Raw genomic sequence first — 14,976 nt, forward strand, 5'->3', positions numbered from 1 at the left:
CGCCCACACCCTTCGCAGCGCAGCCGCCCTGGCCGACGCCGGCCTGATCGCTCCCGAGCGCCTGCCGGCCCTGGAGCGCGTGGCGGCGCAGTATGCCGTGGCGATCACCGCCGACATGGCCGCCCTGATCGAGCCGGCCAACGAGGCCGACCCCATCGCCCGCCAGTTTTTGCCGCAGGTCGCCGAGCTGATCTCGACGCCCGGCGAGGATCCCGACCCGATCGGCGACCTGACCCACAGCCCGGTCGGGGGGATCGTCCACCGCTATCCCGACCGGGTGCTGCTGAAACCCACCCACACCTGCGCGGTCTATTGCCGGTTCTGCTTCCGGCGCGAGATGGTCGGGCCCGAGGGCCTCAAGACCCTGTCGCCGGACGAACTGGACGCGGCCTTCGCCTATGTCGCCGCCCATCCGGAGATCTGGGAGGTGATCATCACCGGCGGCGACCCGCTGGTGCTGTCACCGCGCCGTATCCGCGACCTGGGCGAACGGCTGGCGAAGATCGATCATGTGAAGGTGGTGCGCTTCCACACCCGCATCCCGGCCGTTGATCCGGCCGCGATCACCGCCGAGATGGTCGAAGCCCTGAAGGCGTCGGGCAAGGCCGTCTATGTGGCGCTGCATGCCAACCATGCCCGCGAACTGACGCCGGCCGCCCGCGCCGCCTGCGGCCGGATCGTCGACGCCGGCATCCCGATGGTCAGCCAGACGGTGCTGCTGGCCGGGATCAATGACGACGCCGACACCCTGGCGGCCCTGATGCGCGCCTTCGTCGAGACCCGGATCAAGCCCTACTATCTGCACCATCACGACCATGCGCCGGGCACCAGCCACCTGCGCACCGGCCTCGCCGAGGGTCAGGCCCTGATGAGGGCGATGCGCGGGGCCGTCTCGGGCCTCGCCCAGCCGACCTATATCCTCGACATCCCGGGCGGGCACGGCAAGGTCCCGGTCGGCCCGGTCTATCTGGACGGCCCGGTCGTGGAAGACCCGCAGGGCGGGATCCATGCCTATCCGCCGGGGAAGGCCGTCTGACGGACAAGACAGCGCTGGACAGGGCCGGCGCGACACTTCCCCGCTGCGTCGCAGCAAAGCCTTGGCGAGGTCGATGTTTCTCGTGCTAGAAACATCGCCATAATCGAGGGCGCGGATGTTCCTCCGGTCGCCGTATCAAGCGAAGGCTTGGCGTTCATGAGTGAAATCAAGACGGTCGGCGTTATCGGTGCCGGCCAGATGGGGTCGGGCATTGCGCATGTCTGTGCGCTGGCAGGCTATGATGTCCTGCTGCATGACGTCTCCAGAGACCGTATCGACGCCGGTCTGGCGCTGATCGAGAAGAACCTCGCCCGTCAGGTCGGGCGCGGCATCATCGACGATGCCGCCATGTCCGGAGCCCTGTCGCGCATCAAACCGGCCGAAGGGCTTGAAGCGGTCGGCCAGACCGATCTGGCCATCGAGGCAGCAACCGAGAACGAAGAGACCAAGAAGGCCATCTTCCGGGCGCTGCAACCGCACCTGAAGCCCGAGACCCTGCTGGCCTCGAACACCTCGTCGATCTCGATCACCCGCCTGGCCTCGGCCACTGACCGCCCCGAGCGGTTCATCGGCCTGCACTTCATGAACCCCGTACCGCTGATGAAGCTGGTCGAGATCATCCGCGGCATCGCCACCGACGTCCCGACCTATGAGCGGGCGGTGGCCTTCGCCCAGTCGCTGGGCAAGATCACCAGCAATGCCGAAGACTTCCCGGCCTTCATCGTCAACCGCGTGCTGGTACCGATGATCAACGAGGCCATCTACACCCTGTACGAGGGCGTGGGCACGGTCGACGCCATCGACACCGCCATGAAGCTGGGGGCCAACCACCCGATGGGCCCGCTGGAACTGGGCGACTTCATCGGCCTGGACACGGTGCTGAGCATCATGAACGTGCTCCACGAAGGCCTGGCCGACAGCAAGTATCGCCCCTGCCCGCTGCTGGTGAAATATGTCGAGGCCGGCTGGCTGGGCAAGAAGGCCGGCCGCGGCTTCTATGACTATCGCGGCGACGTCCCGGTTCCGACGCGCTAGGGCGTTAGCCAGAAAAAACCAAAGCTCGCCCGCTCCGGCCTCCGGAGCGGGCGTTTTCGTTTGGGATCACCCCGCCCCCATCGCGACGGCGATGTGGTAGGTCGCGAACGAGGCCAGGTAGGCCAGGCCGGTCATGTAGAGGAACATCACCGTCGGCCAGAGCCAGCTGTTGGTCTCGCGCTTGACCACGCCCAGGGTCGCGGCGCACTGCGGGGCGAAGATGTACCAGGCCAGGAACGACAGGGCGGTGGCCAGCGACCACTTGCCCGCCAGAAGCACGCCCAGCTTGGTGCCGGCCTCGTCGTCGCCGCCGACCGCATAGACGGTGCCGAGGGCGGCGACGGCCACCTCGCGGGCTGCAAAGCCCGGGATCAGGGCGATGGTCATTTGCCAGTTGAAGCCGATGGGCTGCATCACGGGCGCGATGAAGTGCCCGATCCGCCCGGCGAAGCTGTAGTCGATGGCCGGGCCGGTCGCCCCCTCGGGCGGATAGGGGAAGGTCGACAGAACCCAGACCAGTACCATCAGCGGCAGGATGATCCGCCCCGCCCGGGTCAGGAAGATCCGGGCCCGGGTCCACAGGTTCATCAGGACGTTGCGCGGCTCGGGCCAGCGATAGGTCGGCAGCTCCATCATGAACGGCTCGACCGATCCGCGCCAGAACACCCGGCGCAGGACGAAGGAGACGGCCAGGGCGCTGACGATGCCGCCGGCATAGAGGCCGAACATCACCAGCCCCTGCAGGGACAGCACGCCCCACACGGTCTGATTGGGGATGAAGGCTCCGATGATCAGCGTATAGACCGGAATACGGGCCGAGCAGGTCATCAGCGGCGCGACCAGGATGGTCGTCAGCCGGTCCTGCCGGTTGTCGATCACCCGCGTCGACATGATGCCGGGAATGGCACAGGCAAAGCTGGACAGCAGCGGGATAAAGGCCCGGCCGTGCAGGCCGGCCCCGCCCATGATCTTGTCCATCAGGAAGGCCGCCCGGGCCATGTAGCCGCTGTCTTCCAGCAGCAGGATGAAGAAGAACAGGATCAGGATCTGCGGCAGGAAGACCAGCACACTGCCCACCCCGGCAATCAGGCCGTCGGCGATCAGGCTGGCCAGCAGGCCTTCTGGCAGGGTCTGCGACACCCAGGCTCCCAGGGCCGAGAAACCGGAGTCGATCGCATCCGCCGGCACGGTGGCCCAGGTAAACACTGCCTGGAACATCACAAACAGCAGACCCAGCAGGATCGCCAGGCCCGCCGCCGGGTGCAGCAGCACATCGTCGATCTTGCCGGTCACGGTGTCCGGGCGCTCGGGCGGCTTCACACAGGCGCGGAAGATGCGCTGGGCCTCGGCATGGGCACTGCGGATCTCGGCCGCATCCGGCTCGCGCCAGACATTGGCGGCACCACCGGCATGGGTGACCGTCAGCATCTCGGCCTTGGCGATCAGCTCGTCCAGGCCGCGCTTGCGGGTCGCCACGGTGGTGACGATCGGCGCACCGAGCTCGCGGGCCAGCTGCTCGACATCGATCCGCAGCCCCTGGCGCTGGGCGATATCGAACATGTTGAGGGCCAGGACGAACGGGCGCCCCACCTGTTTCAGTTCCAGGGCCAGGCGCAGGACGAGACGCAGATTGGTCGCATCGGCCACACAGACCAGAACATCGGGCGCAGCCTCGCCGGCCAGCCGGCCGAGGATCGCGTCGCGGGTCACCACTTCATCAGGGCTGCGGGCCCGCAGCGAATAGGTGCCGGGCAGGTCCAGCAGCCGGAGCGTGCGGCCACCGGCCGTGGTCAGGATGCCCTCCTTCCGCTCGACGGTGACGCCGGCATAGTTGGCGACCTTCTGGCGGCTGCCGGTCAGGGCGTTGAACAGGGCAGTCTTGCCCGAATTGGGATTGCCGACCAGGGCGATGCGCGCCGGGTCGAGGCCTAGGGACAGGGTTTCTGTGGTCAAGGCTGGCGTCCGTCGAACTTCACGGTCACGGCCCCGGCCTCGCGACGGCGCAGGGCGACACGGGTGTCATCGACCCGGACGGCAATCGGGTCACGGCCGAACAGGCCCTCGTGCAGCACTTCGATCCGTGCGCCCTCGACAAAGCCCATTTCCAGCAGCCGGCGCTCCAGCTCATCAGCGACCACCGCCTCATCCGCGCCGGTCACGCCGGTCACGCGCACGATCACGCCCCGGTCACCCCGCGAGGCCAGGCTGAGCAGGCGCTCTTCAGACACGGCGGGGGGCACGGCAGGAGGGGCGGCATCAAGGCCGGCAGCAAGGGCTAGACCGTCGGGCATCCAGGGCTCCGCAAAAACTTGCGAGTGATTATCAGTGTAAGAGCTTGATGTCGATGCGGCGTTGTCGTCGGTCACGCACGGCGTGTCCTTGCCCAGGATCAAGGTCTGCCGCAAATACGCATCGGTTGAGGGTCCCGGATGCGCGCACGCCACCCGCTGGGCCGCGATTTCCGGCGATCTGCCGGGGCCCGCCGCTCAATCTCCGCCCCCGGAGCGAGGCGGAATGGCGCAGCCGTGTTAATCTGTTCGACTCTTGAGACACAGCCCGGTCTGATAAGGCCGTAACGATTCGCTTGGACGGAATAATGCGAAGGCTAAAGCTGGCGCTGCTGACCGGCGCCTATCTTTGTCTGGCCTTGATCGTCTCCCTGCTGATGTGGCGCACGGGAGCGGCACCGGCTGTCGGCCTGTCGGCCTTCATCGGCATGCTGGGCCTGTGCTTTGCCTTCCACGGCCTGATCAGCAACGCCTTCGAGTCGGTCAGCGTCCGCATGGACATCGAAACGGTGCGCGAAGCCCACGCCATCCTGCTGGAGCAGCTGAGCCGGGTCGACGCCCGCATGACCGAGCTGGTCGAGACGGTGACCCTGGACGCCCAGCGCCGGTCCGACGAGCTGTCCACCGAGGTGCACCAGCTCGAAGACCTGATCCAGGACATGAATGCGCGCCTCGAGCACCAGCTGACCCACCAGGTCGCGGCTGCCCGGGTCGAGGTCCGCGGCCGCAGCCCGCAGTCCAACATCATGCTCGAAGTGGTGCAGGACGCCCTGGCCGAAAACCGGGTCGACCTCTATCTGCAACCGGTCGTCAGCCTGCCCCAGCGCCGGACGGTGTTTTACGAAAGCTTCTCGCGCCTGCGCGATGAGACCGGCCGGGTGATGATGCCGGCCGAGTATCTGGCTGTCGCCGAGCCTGAAGGCCTGATGACCGCCATCGACAACCTGCTGCTGTTCCGCTGCGTGCAGATCGTCCGCCGTCTGGCCAAGCAGGACCGCAAGGTCGGGATCTTCTGCAACATCTCGCTGGCCAGCCTGGCCGACGAGAGCTTCTTCCCGCAGTTCCTCGAGTTTATGCAGGCCAACAAGGACCTGGCCGGCGCGGTGTTCTTCGAGCTGGGCCAGGCCGCCTTCGACCAGCGCGGCCCCGTCGAGGCCCGGCACATGGCCCGCCTCGCCGCCCTCGGCTTCCAGTTCAGCATCGACAAGGTCGTCGACCTGGACATGGACTTCCAGGACCTGTCCCGGGCCGACGTCAAGTTCCTGAAAATCGGGGCCCAGATGCTGCTGGACCAGTTGCAGGAGCAGGACGGCAAGCTGGTTATTGCCAGCCTGCCCGACCTCAATGCCGCCGATTTCGCCGCCCTGACCCGTCGCTACGGCATCGAGGTGATCGTCGAGAAGGTCGAGGCCGAGCGCCAGATCGTCGACATCCTCGATCTCGACATCGGCTACGGCCAGGGGCACCTGTTCGGCGAGCCGCGGGCGATCCGCGATGCGGTGCTGGCCGAGGCCGAGCCGCCGCAGGATTTCCTGCGCGGGGCCCTGGGCCGCCGGACCGCCAACTGGTAGGCAAACCGCAAGCTTCGGAATGACCGGACGACGAATGGGGTGCAGGCTCTCCTTCTGAACGGAGCCCGCCCAGCATGACCCCAACGGCATATCCCGACGACGAGACCCGCTGGGCCGCCTGCCTGGCGCGCGACGCAGCCGCAGACGGGGCCTTTTTCATCGCGGTTCGCACCACCGGGATCTATTGCCGCCCGGTCTGTCCGGCCCGGCCGCTGCGCAAGAACGTCGTCTTTCACGACACGGCCGCCAGCGCCCTCGCCGCCGGTTTTCGGGCCTGTAAGCGCTGCCGGCCTGACGGCATGCCGGGGGCGGCATGACCCTGGACTGGACACGGATCGCCGGTGAGCTGGACGCGCGGGGCTGGGCCCTGACCGGGCCGCTGCTGACGCCGGCGACCTGCGCGGACCTCGCGGGACTCTACGGGCAGGAGTCGCTTTTTCGCAGCCGCGTGGTGATGGGCCGTCACGGCTTTGGCCGCGGGGAATACCAGTATTTCCGCTACCCCCTGCCGGATCCCGTCCAGGCCCTGCGCGAGAGCCTGTATCCGCCGCTGGCGGGCGTCGCCAACCGCTGGGCCGAACGTCTGGGACAGGATCAGCGCTATCCGGAGACGCTGGACCAGATGCTGGCCCGCTGCCACGCGGCCGGTCAGGTGCGGCCCACGCCGCTGATGCTGACCTATGGCCCCGGCGACTATAACTGCCTGCACCAGGACCTTTACGGCGAACACGTCTTTCCGCTGCAGGCCGCCATCCTGCTGGATGCGCCCGGCCGCGACTTCGAGGGCGGCGAGTTCGTGCTGGTCGAACAGCGCCCCCGCCAGCAGTCCGCGCCCCAGGTCGTGCCGATCCGGCAGGGCGAGGCCGTGATCTTTGCTGTCCGCGACCGCCCGGCCGAGGGGACGCGCGGGGTGCACCGGCGGATCCTGCGCCATGGCGTCAGCGAGATCCGCTCGGGCCGCCGCCGGACCCTGGGCTTGATCTTTCACGACGCGACATAAGGGCTCAGCCCAGGGGCGAAACCCCGAACAGCATCCGGTGCAGCACGAAGACGAACAGGGCGTAGAGCGCCGTGCCGGCCACGACCATGATCACGTCGGGCAGGACCCCGACGGCCACCGGAGCCGGGGTTTTGCGCCCCAGGGCCGAAACCAGGTCGGCGACCGAAAAGACCAGGAAGCCGCCGAACAGCAGGACCGAGGCCTGGTCGCCATTGGCCAGCAGGTGGGCCAGCGACCACAGGATGATGCCGATCAGCATGGGATGCTGCACGGCGGCCTTGATCTTGCCCACCGGACCGTTGGACCCGGCCAGCAGAATGAAGGCCGGCCAGACCAGGGCCATGGCCAGGTGGCGACCCCAGACCGGCGGGTCGTACAGCACCGGCGCGGCGGGGCGGTAGAGCATCCAGCCCCAGATGATCAGCCCGAGACCGACGGCCGAGACCAGCGAGTAGAGCCCCTTCCAGAGCCCCGGCCGGGCCGCCACCTGCACGTCCCGAAAAGGTCCGGCGACGATGCGGACGCTGTGCATCCCGAGAAAGAGCACCAGCCCAAGGATCAGTACCGTCATTGTCTCCCCCCAATGTTTTCTGGCCACGACCTTAGGCCCGGAACGACGCAATCCCCAAGCCGGGCCCTTGAATTTGCCGATCAGGGCGACACCTAAGCCACGCCTCGCCGTTGACGCCTTGCCCCCCGACCGGTACCCGCGCTGTCATGATCGACTTTCCTGCTGGCCTTTCCGCCCTGTCCGACCGCTACGACGTCGTCCTCTGCGACGTCTGGGGCGTCATCCATAACGGCGTCCAGAGCTTCCCGGAGGCCTGCGAGGCCCTGACCCAGTGGGGGACCAGGGTCGGGCCGGTGGTGCTGATCTCCAATGCGCCGCGCCCGTCGTCCGATGTGGTGGCCCAGCTGGACAGCCTGGGCGTGCCGCGCTCGGCCTGGAGCGGCTTTGTCACCTCGGGCGACGCCACCCGCGCCCTGCTGGCCGAGCGGGCCCCGGGCAAGGCCTGGAAGATCGGTCCGCCGCGCGATGAGACCCTCTATGCCGGCCTCGACCTTGAGGACGGGAGCTGCGAGGACGCCGACTTCATCTCGTCCACCGGCCTCTATGACGACGAGACCGAGACGCCCGAGCTCTATCGCGACCGTCTGGCCGTGGCGGCCCAACGCGGCCTGACCTTCATCTGTGCCAATCCCGACCGGGTGGTGCAGCGTGGAGACCGCCTGATCTTCTGCGCCGGGGCCCTGGCCGATCTCTATGAGAGCCTGGGCGGCAAGGTGATCATGGCCGGCAAGCCGTTCGCGCCGATCTACGACCTGGCCCTCGCCGAGGCCGAAAAGCTCACGGGCAAGCCGGTGGATCGCTCGCGGGTGCTCTGCATCGGTGACGGCGTCATCACCGATGTCCTGGGCGCGCAGAATCAGGCCCTGGCCTGCCTGTTCATCGCCAAGGGCATCCATGGCGAAGCCGCCATCGGCCCCGACGGCCGTCTGGACCCGGAGGCCGTGCTGGGCCTGCTGGCCGCCGAGAAGGTCGGGGCCACTCACGCCGTAGGCGATCTGGTCTGGTGAATTGCCGATCAGCGGCTAGATTGCGCTGCAACGCACAATAAAAAACGCAGGGGACGCGTCATGCAGGGTCTGTTTCTCGAGGATCTTTCGGTCGGCCAGAGCGCCGATCTGGTCCGCACCGTCGGCGAAGCCGACATCATCGCCTTCGCGGCCGTGAGCGGTGACAACAATCCCGTCCACCTCGACGCCGACTATGCCGCCGGGACCAGCTTCGGCGAGCGCATCGCCCACGGCATGCTGTCGGCCAGCTATATCTCGGCCGTGATCGGCACCCGGCTGCCGGGCCCCGGCGCGATCTATCTGTCCCAGGCCCTGCGCTTCAAGCGCCCGGTGAAGATCGGCGACGAGGTCACCGCCCGTGCCACGATCAGCGAAATCGACACGGCCAAGGCCCGCGTGACCCTGACGACGGTTTGCCTGGTCAACGGCAAGCCCGTGATCGAGGGCGAAGCCCTGATCATGGTTCCGCGCAAGGCTGCCTGATGCCCCTGAAGATCGTCCACAGCTGGAAGGACCTGCCCCCGGAACATCGGGGCGTGGCCGCAGCGCTCGGCAATTTCGATGGTGTCCATCGCGGCCACCAGCAGGTGATCGCCGAAGCCGCCCGGGCCGCCCAGGTGCTGAAGGCTCCGCTGGGCGTGATCACCTTCGATCCCCACCCGCGCCGCCTGTTCCGTCCCAGCGAGCCGGCCTTCCGGCTGATGACGATCGAGCAGCAGGCCCGCGTGCTGGCCGGAATGGGCGTCGATGTCCTCTATCTGCTGCCGTTCGACTTCCAGATGGCCAGCTTCTCGGACAAGGAATTTGTCGATCAGGTTCTGGTCGAGGGCCTGGGCGTAAGGCACGTGGCGGCCGGGTTCGACATCTCGTTCGGCAAGGGCCGGACCGGCAGCCCCGAGGCCCTCAACGCCTATGGCGCGGAAAAGGGCTTCGGCGTATCGATCGCCGCCCCCGTGGCCGGCGAGGCAGGCGACAAGTTCTCGTCGACCAGCGTCCGTGACGCCCTGCGCGACGGGCAGCCGGAGACGGCAGCCCGGATCCTGGGTCGCCCGTTCGCCATCGAAGGCGTGGTCCGGCGTGGCCAGCAGCTGGGCCGCCAGCTGGGCTTCCCGACGGCCAATGTCGAGATCGTCGACTATGTGGTGCCCAAGCTCGGCGTCTACGCGACCCGCACCCGCCTGCCCGACGGGCGCGAGGTGCCCGGCGTCGCCAACCTGGGCAACAACCCGACGACCGGGACGGTCGAGACCCGGCTGGAAACCTGGCTGTTCGACTTCGACGAGGACCTCTACGGTCAGGTTATCGAGACCCAGTTGATCGCCTTCCTGCGGCCGGAACTGAAGTTCGACAGCATCGAGCTGATGGTCGAACAGATCCGCCGCGACGAAACCGCCGCCCGGGCGATCGTGGCCCCGGGGTTCTAGTCCGCCCTCTCCGCGGGGGGAGCGAGCTGTGCTTTCTCCTCACCCGAAAGACCGGCGCGGTGGCGCGATGCGCAGCATCGTGACGACGGGGACCCAGCGCGCGCCCAATCCCCCTATCCCCGGCCGCGCCGCTGCTGTTAACCTTCTTGCAGGGCTGTGGGGACAGGCATGTTGAAGGGGCGGAAGTACCAGAGTTTCGCGCAGGCCCGGCGCCCGGCCCGGCGGCCGCGCCACGAGATCCTGGCCTGGCCCGACGCCGCCCAGTTCGTCTTCGACTCCGGCGAGGTGCCCCAGGCCGGCGGGGCGGTGTGCTTTCCGGCCGATGACGGCCTGCTGGACGCCTATTCCAATGCCGTCGTCCGCGCCGTCGAGGCCGTCGGCCCCTCGGTCGTTCGCGTCCATCCGATGCTGGAAGACCCGCGCATCCAGGGGGTCGGCTCGGGCTTTGCGGTCGCTGAAGGCGGGGTGATCCTGACCAACAGCCACGTGGTCCAGGGGGCCAGCCGCTTCGTCGTCATCACCGCCGAGGGTCGCAGCCTGACCGCCCGCTGCATCGGCGACGACCCCGATACCGACCTGGCCCTGCTGAAGATCGACCAGGGCATAAGCCTGCCCGTCGTAGCCCTCGGCGACTCCAAGCGGCTGCGACGCGGCCAGCTGGTCATCGCCATCGGCGCGCCGCTCGGCTTTGAGGCGACGGTGACCACCGGCGTCGTCTCGGCCCTGGGTCGCAGCCTGCGCGGCGAACGCGGCCGGCTGATCGAGGACCTGATCCAGACCGATGCCGCCCTCAATCCCGGCAACAGCGGCGGGCCGCTGGTCAGCTCGCGCGGCGAGGTGGTCGGCATCGCCACCGCCATCATCGCCGGCTATCAGGGCCTGTGCTTCGCCGTCGCGGTGAACACCGCCACCTTCGTCATGGCCGAACTGCTGACCCACGGCTTCGTGCGGCGCGGTTCGATCGGCCTGGTCGCCCAGCAGGCCCCGATTCCCGCCACCCTGGCCAAGGCCACCGGCGTCACCCAGGCCTATGCCGTATTCGTCGCCCAGGTCGAGGCCGGCGGACCGGCGGCCAAGGCCGGGGTCAAGGAAGGCGACCTGCTGCTCAGCGCCGGTGACCAGCCCCTGACCGGCCTGGATGACCTGCTGCGGGCCCTGGACCATCACAGCATCGACCGGCCCATGGCCTTCGGCCTGATCCGTGAGGGCCGGCTGATGACCGTGAGCATCACCCCGAAAGTGCGCAAGCGCGGGTGAGCGGCCGGCCGGGACCATGGGGATACAGCCCGCTCAATCCCCGTTCTCTCGCCTGAAGACTTCAATGAAATCGGACCTTTGAAAAAAGATCGGGCGCGCCGGTCAGACGCGTTCGAAACCTGGCCCATACTGATCTCACCTCGACGCGGGAAAGGGCGCATGGCCAGCGACCGATGCGGCGGCGGGGGGCGATCGAGCCGGGAGTGCTCGTCGATGCGATCCGGGGTCCGCGTGGCGTCGGGAGCAACCTCCATCCCTCTGGCGGCGGTCGGCCGTGGATCACAGAAACGACGTGGGGTGACAGGGTCGACGGGGACGGCAGGCAGGCAGAGATGCCTGCGGTCCGGGACAGGCTTCGCGGCCTGCCCGCCGGCCGGCGGCCTAGACGGCCTGGCGTCAACAGCGCCGAAAGGCCGGATGCCGTCGCCAAACGGTCGCGCGGAGCGTCAAGGCTTCGTCGAAACGGTAATCTCTTTCACTTCCGGGCGTGGCCCGGGCGCTCCGCCCTCCTTTCCATCCCCTCGCAGCCCTGGCGCGAGATCGCGGCCCCCTGTCGATCGTAAGCGCGGTGCATCGGACTGGTCTTGCCCTTTTCCCTCTGCTATCCCGACAGCCATGACGTTCGTTCGGAAAATCCCGCGAATTATCCGCCCGGCGTGACGCCGCCGGTCAGGCATGCGCGCGCGTCGGGTTCTTCTAAATCCGTCATTCCCGGCCAACGACGCGGCGTCGCCGCGCAGGCCGTGCCGGGAACCCCGAACTTCCAGATCCGGATCTCATTCCCATGGCCGACGACGCCACGCCCGCCCGCGACTATCGCGACACCGTCTTCCTTCCCGACACCCCGTTCCCGATGCGCGGCGGCCTGCCCAAGAAGGAACCTGAAATCCTGGCCGGCTGGGCCGCCCTGTCGGACAAGGGCCTCTATGGCGCCGTCAGGGCCAAGCGCCAGGCCGACGGCGCGCCGATGTTCGTGTTCCACGACGGCCCGCCCTATGCCAACGGCCCGATCCATATCGGCCACGCGCTGAACAAGATTCTCAAGGACTTCGTGGTCCGCAGCCGCTTCGCCCTCGGCTATGACGTCGACTATGTGCCTGGCTGGGACTGCCACGGCCTGCCGATCGAGTGGAAGATCGAGGAAGAATTCCGCGCCAAGGGCCGCCGCAAGGACGAGGTCCCGGCCGAGGAGTTCCGCAAGCGCTGCCGCGACTATGCCGGCGGCTGGATCGAGGCCCAGAAGACCGAGTTCCAGCGCCTGGGCGTTCTGGCCGACTGGTGGAACCGCTATGCCACCATGGACTTCACGTCCGAAGCCACCATCGTCGCCGAGTTCCACAGGTTCGCCGCCTCGGGCCAGCTCTATCGCGGCTCCAAGCCGGTGATGTGGAGCCCGGTCGAGCGCACGGCCCTGGCCGATGCCGAGATCGAGTACCACGACCACGTCAGCCCGACGGTCTGGGTCAAGTTCCCGGTCAGGGTCTATGACGAGGAGCACTATGCGCTGTCGGGCAATCCGGCCGGCGACAATGTCTTCCGGCTGCCGCCCAATGACGCCAGCGTCGTCATCTGGACCACCACGCCGTGGACCATCCCGGCCAACCGGGCGATCAGCTTCAATCCGAAGGTCGAATACGGCCTCTATGAGGTCGAAGCCATGGAGGAGAACCTCGAGTTCGCCCCGTGGTCCAAGCCGGGAGACCGGCTGATCATCGCCGACAAGCTGGCCGAGGACGTGCGCAAGGCCGCCAAGGTCGCCACCTGGCGCCGGGTCGAGCCCATCGATCCGACCGGCCTGATCTGCGCCCACCCGCTGGCCCAGTTCGATACGGGCTTCGGCTTCGACGTCCCGCTGCTGGCCGGCGAACACGTGACCGACGACGCCGGCACCGGCTTTGTCCACACAGCCCCGGGCCACGGCGCAGATGACTATCTGGTCTGGCTGAAGAGCGGCTACAGCCTCGATTCCATCCCCGACACCGTCGATCCCGACGGCGCCTACTATCCGCATGTGCCGCTGTTTGCGGGCCTGAAGGTCATCGAGACCGAGGGCAAGAAGGCCGGCAAGTTCGGCCCCGCCAACGGCGCGGTGATGGACAAACTGATCGAGGCCGGCAACCTGCTGGCCCGCGGCCGCGTCGAGCACAGCTATCCGCACAGCTGGCGCTCGAAGGCCCCGATCATCTTCCGCAACACCCCGCAGTGGTTCATCCGCATGGATCAGCCGCTCGAGAGCGGCAAGACCCTGCGCGAGACCGCCGTCCAGGCCATCGCCGACACCGCCTTCCATCCCGACGGCGGCCGCAACCGCATCGGCTCGATGGTCGAAAGCCGTCCCGACTGGCTGGTCAGCCGCCAGCGCGCCTGGGGCACGCCGCTGGCCATGTTTGTCGACAAGGACAGCGGACAGCCGCTGATGGATCCGGCCGTCAATGCCCGCATCCTGGCGGCCATCCGCGAGGGCGGAGCCGATGCCTGGTTCACCCGTCCCGACGCCGAGTTCCTCGGCGAGGCGTACGATCCCGCGCAGTTCGAAAAGGTCGCCGACATCCTCGACGTCTGGTTCGACAGCGGCTGCACCCATGCCTTCACGATCGAGGGCCGGGCCGACAGCCACTGGCCGGCCGACCTCTATCTGGAAGGCAGCGACCAGCATCGCGGCTGGTTCCAGTCGTCCCTGCTCGAAGGCTGCGGCACCCGCGGCCGTGCGCCCTACAAGGCCGTCGTCACCCATGGCTTCACCATGGACGAGAACGGCGAGAAGATGAGCAAGTCGCGGGGCAATACCATCGAGCCCCAGACCATCACCAAGGACTCCGGTGCGGAAATCCTGCGCCTGTGGACCGCCATGGTCGACTATATGGAAGACCAGCGCATCGGCCCGGCCATCCTGGCCACCACCACCGACGCCTATCGCAAGCTGCGCAACACCACCCGCTACCTGCTGGGGGCCCTGGCCGGCTTCGACGAGGCCGAGCGGGTGACCGACTACGATCAGTTCCCGCCGCTGGAGAAATTCATCCTGCACCGCCTGTGGGAGCTGGATGGCCAGGTTCGCGCCGCCTACGAGACCTATCGCTTCAGCGACGTCACCCGGCCGCTGATCGAGTTCTGCCAGGGCGACCTGTCGACCCTGTTCTTCGACATCCGCAAGGACAGCCTCTATTGCGACCGCCCCGACGCCCTGCGTCGCCGGGCCTATCGCACGGTGCTGGACTATGTGTTCGAGCGCCTGACCATCTGGCTCTCGCCGCTGACCAGCTTCACCATGGAAGAGGCGTGGCAGACCCGCTTCCCGGACGCCGGCTCCAACAGCCTGCGGGTGATCCCGGAAACCCCGGCGGCCTGGCGCAATGACGCCGAGGCCGCCCGCTGGGCCAGGGTCTCGACGGTGATGTCGGTGGTGACCGGAGCCCTGGAAGTCGAACGCCGCGAAAAGCGGATCGGCTCAGCCCTGGAGGCCGCGCCGGTGGTGCATGTCGCCGATGCGGACCTGCTGGCGGCCTTTGACGGCCTGGATGCGGCCGAGGTGTTCCGTACCTCGTCGGCAACCCTGGTGGCCGGTGAAGGCGGCGCGTTCACGACCGACGAGGTCAAGGGCGTGTCGGTGGATCCCAATCGGGCCGAAGGCAACAAGTGCGCCCGCTCGTGGCGCATCCTGCCGGAGGTCGGCACCGATCCGCGCTATCCGGAGCTCAGCCTGCGCGACGCCGACGCGGTGGCGTGGTGGGATGAGCAGAAGGGGTGACCCCCTTCCCCCTTGATGGGGGAAGGGTCGGGGATGGGG

At 67.9% G+C, this 14,976-nt stretch carries 13 protein-coding genes; 10 read left to right on the forward strand and 3 right to left on the reverse strand.

Annotated elements, in window-relative coordinates:
* Together DBR10_RS17805 and DBR10_RS17810 are read left to right on the forward strand one after the other, a co-directional pair.
* On the forward strand, nt 1–1,036 hold a 1,036-nt coding region (locus DBR10_RS17805; protein WP_108556550.1), incomplete at its 5' end, for a lysine-2,3-aminomutase-like protein.
* A 156-nt stretch (nt 1,037–1,192) separates the two neighbouring features.
* A complete protein-coding gene (locus tag DBR10_RS17810) occupies nt 1,193–2,071 on the forward strand; it encodes a 3-hydroxybutyryl-CoA dehydrogenase (RefSeq protein ID WP_108503644.1) in 879 nt (292 codons plus the stop codon).
* Between the two features lie 66 nt (nt 2,072–2,137).
* On the opposite strand, the gene feoB is transcribed toward DBR10_RS17810, so the two are convergent.
* Both feoB and DBR10_RS17820 read right to left on the reverse strand, forming a co-directional pair.
* Nucleotides 2,138–4,024, reverse strand: a complete 1,887-nt coding sequence (feoB, locus tag DBR10_RS17815; RefSeq protein ID WP_108503638.1) for a ferrous iron transport protein B — start codon at nt 4,022–4,024, stop codon at nt 2,138–2,140.
* Entirely contained in the window at nt 4,021–4,362 is a 342-nt protein-coding gene (locus tag DBR10_RS17820; protein WP_233243475.1) for a FeoA family protein, read from the reverse strand. The genes feoB and DBR10_RS17820 overlap by 4 nt, the downstream gene beginning before the upstream one ends.
* Before the next feature lie 305 nt (nt 4,363–4,667).
* Between DBR10_RS17820 and tipF the strand changes: the two genes are divergently transcribed.
* From tipF to DBR10_RS17835, 3 genes are all read left to right on the forward strand, one after another.
* Nucleotides 4,668–5,930, forward strand: a complete 1,263-nt coding sequence (gene tipF / locus DBR10_RS17825) for a flagella assembly cyclic-di-GMP phosphodiesterase TipF (RefSeq protein ID WP_108503639.1) — start codon at nt 4,668–4,670, stop codon at nt 5,928–5,930.
* A 74-nt stretch (nt 5,931–6,004) separates the two neighbouring features.
* Nucleotides 6,005–6,247: an Ada metal-binding domain-containing protein gene (locus tag DBR10_RS17830; RefSeq protein ID WP_108503640.1), complete on the forward strand. Its 243-nt coding sequence runs from the start codon at nt 6,005–6,007 to the stop codon at nt 6,245–6,247.
* Nucleotides 6,244–6,930, forward strand: a complete 687-nt coding sequence (locus DBR10_RS17835; RefSeq protein WP_108503641.1) for a 2OG-Fe(II) oxygenase — start codon at nt 6,244–6,246, stop codon at nt 6,928–6,930. The genes DBR10_RS17830 and DBR10_RS17835 overlap by 4 nt, the downstream gene beginning before the upstream one ends.
* A gap of 4 nt (nt 6,931–6,934) precedes the next feature.
* Here DBR10_RS17835 and DBR10_RS17840 read toward each other — a convergent pair whose 3' ends face one another.
* Nucleotides 6,935–7,501 carry an NnrU family protein gene (locus tag DBR10_RS17840; protein ID WP_108503642.1) on the reverse strand — a complete coding sequence of 189 codons (567 nt, stop codon included), beginning with the start codon at nt 7,499–7,501 and terminating at the stop codon, nt 6,935–6,937.
* Nucleotides 7,502–7,647: 146 nt separating this feature from the next.
* Here DBR10_RS17840 and DBR10_RS17845 point away from each other — a divergent pair, with 146 nt between their 5' ends.
* From DBR10_RS17845 to ileS, 5 genes are all read left to right on the forward strand, one after another.
* Nucleotides 7,648–8,508 (forward strand): TIGR01459 family HAD-type hydrolase, encoded by an 861-nt coding sequence (locus tag DBR10_RS17845; protein ID WP_108556551.1) that lies wholly within the window; start codon nt 7,648–7,650, stop codon nt 8,506–8,508.
* Between the two features lie 60 nt (nt 8,509–8,568).
* A complete protein-coding gene (locus DBR10_RS17850; protein ID WP_108490093.1) occupies nt 8,569–8,991 on the forward strand; it encodes a MaoC family dehydratase in 423 nt (140 codons plus the stop codon).
* The gene (locus DBR10_RS17855) at nt 8,991–9,932 is read left to right on the forward strand and encodes a bifunctional riboflavin kinase/FAD synthetase (protein ID WP_108505152.1); all 942 of its coding nucleotides are present in this window, start codon (nt 8,991–8,993) and stop codon (nt 9,930–9,932) included. The genes DBR10_RS17850 and DBR10_RS17855 overlap by 1 nt, the downstream gene beginning before the upstream one ends.
* 168 nt (nt 9,933–10,100) lie before the next feature.
* Entirely contained in the window at nt 10,101–11,189 is a 1,089-nt protein-coding gene (locus tag DBR10_RS17860; protein WP_108505153.1) for a S1C family serine protease, read from the forward strand.
* Between the two features lie 784 nt (nt 11,190–11,973).
* Nucleotides 11,974–14,937 carry an isoleucine--tRNA ligase gene (ileS, locus tag DBR10_RS17865; RefSeq protein ID WP_108556552.1) on the forward strand — a complete coding sequence of 988 codons (2,964 nt, stop codon included), beginning with the start codon at nt 11,974–11,976 and terminating at the stop codon, nt 14,935–14,937.
* Nucleotides 14,938–14,976 lie beyond the last annotated feature (39 nt).

The sequence above is a fragment of the Caulobacter sp. HMWF025 genome, from assembly GCF_003060965.1.
Taxonomy (GTDB): domain Bacteria; phylum Pseudomonadota; class Alphaproteobacteria; order Caulobacterales; family Caulobacteraceae; genus Caulobacter.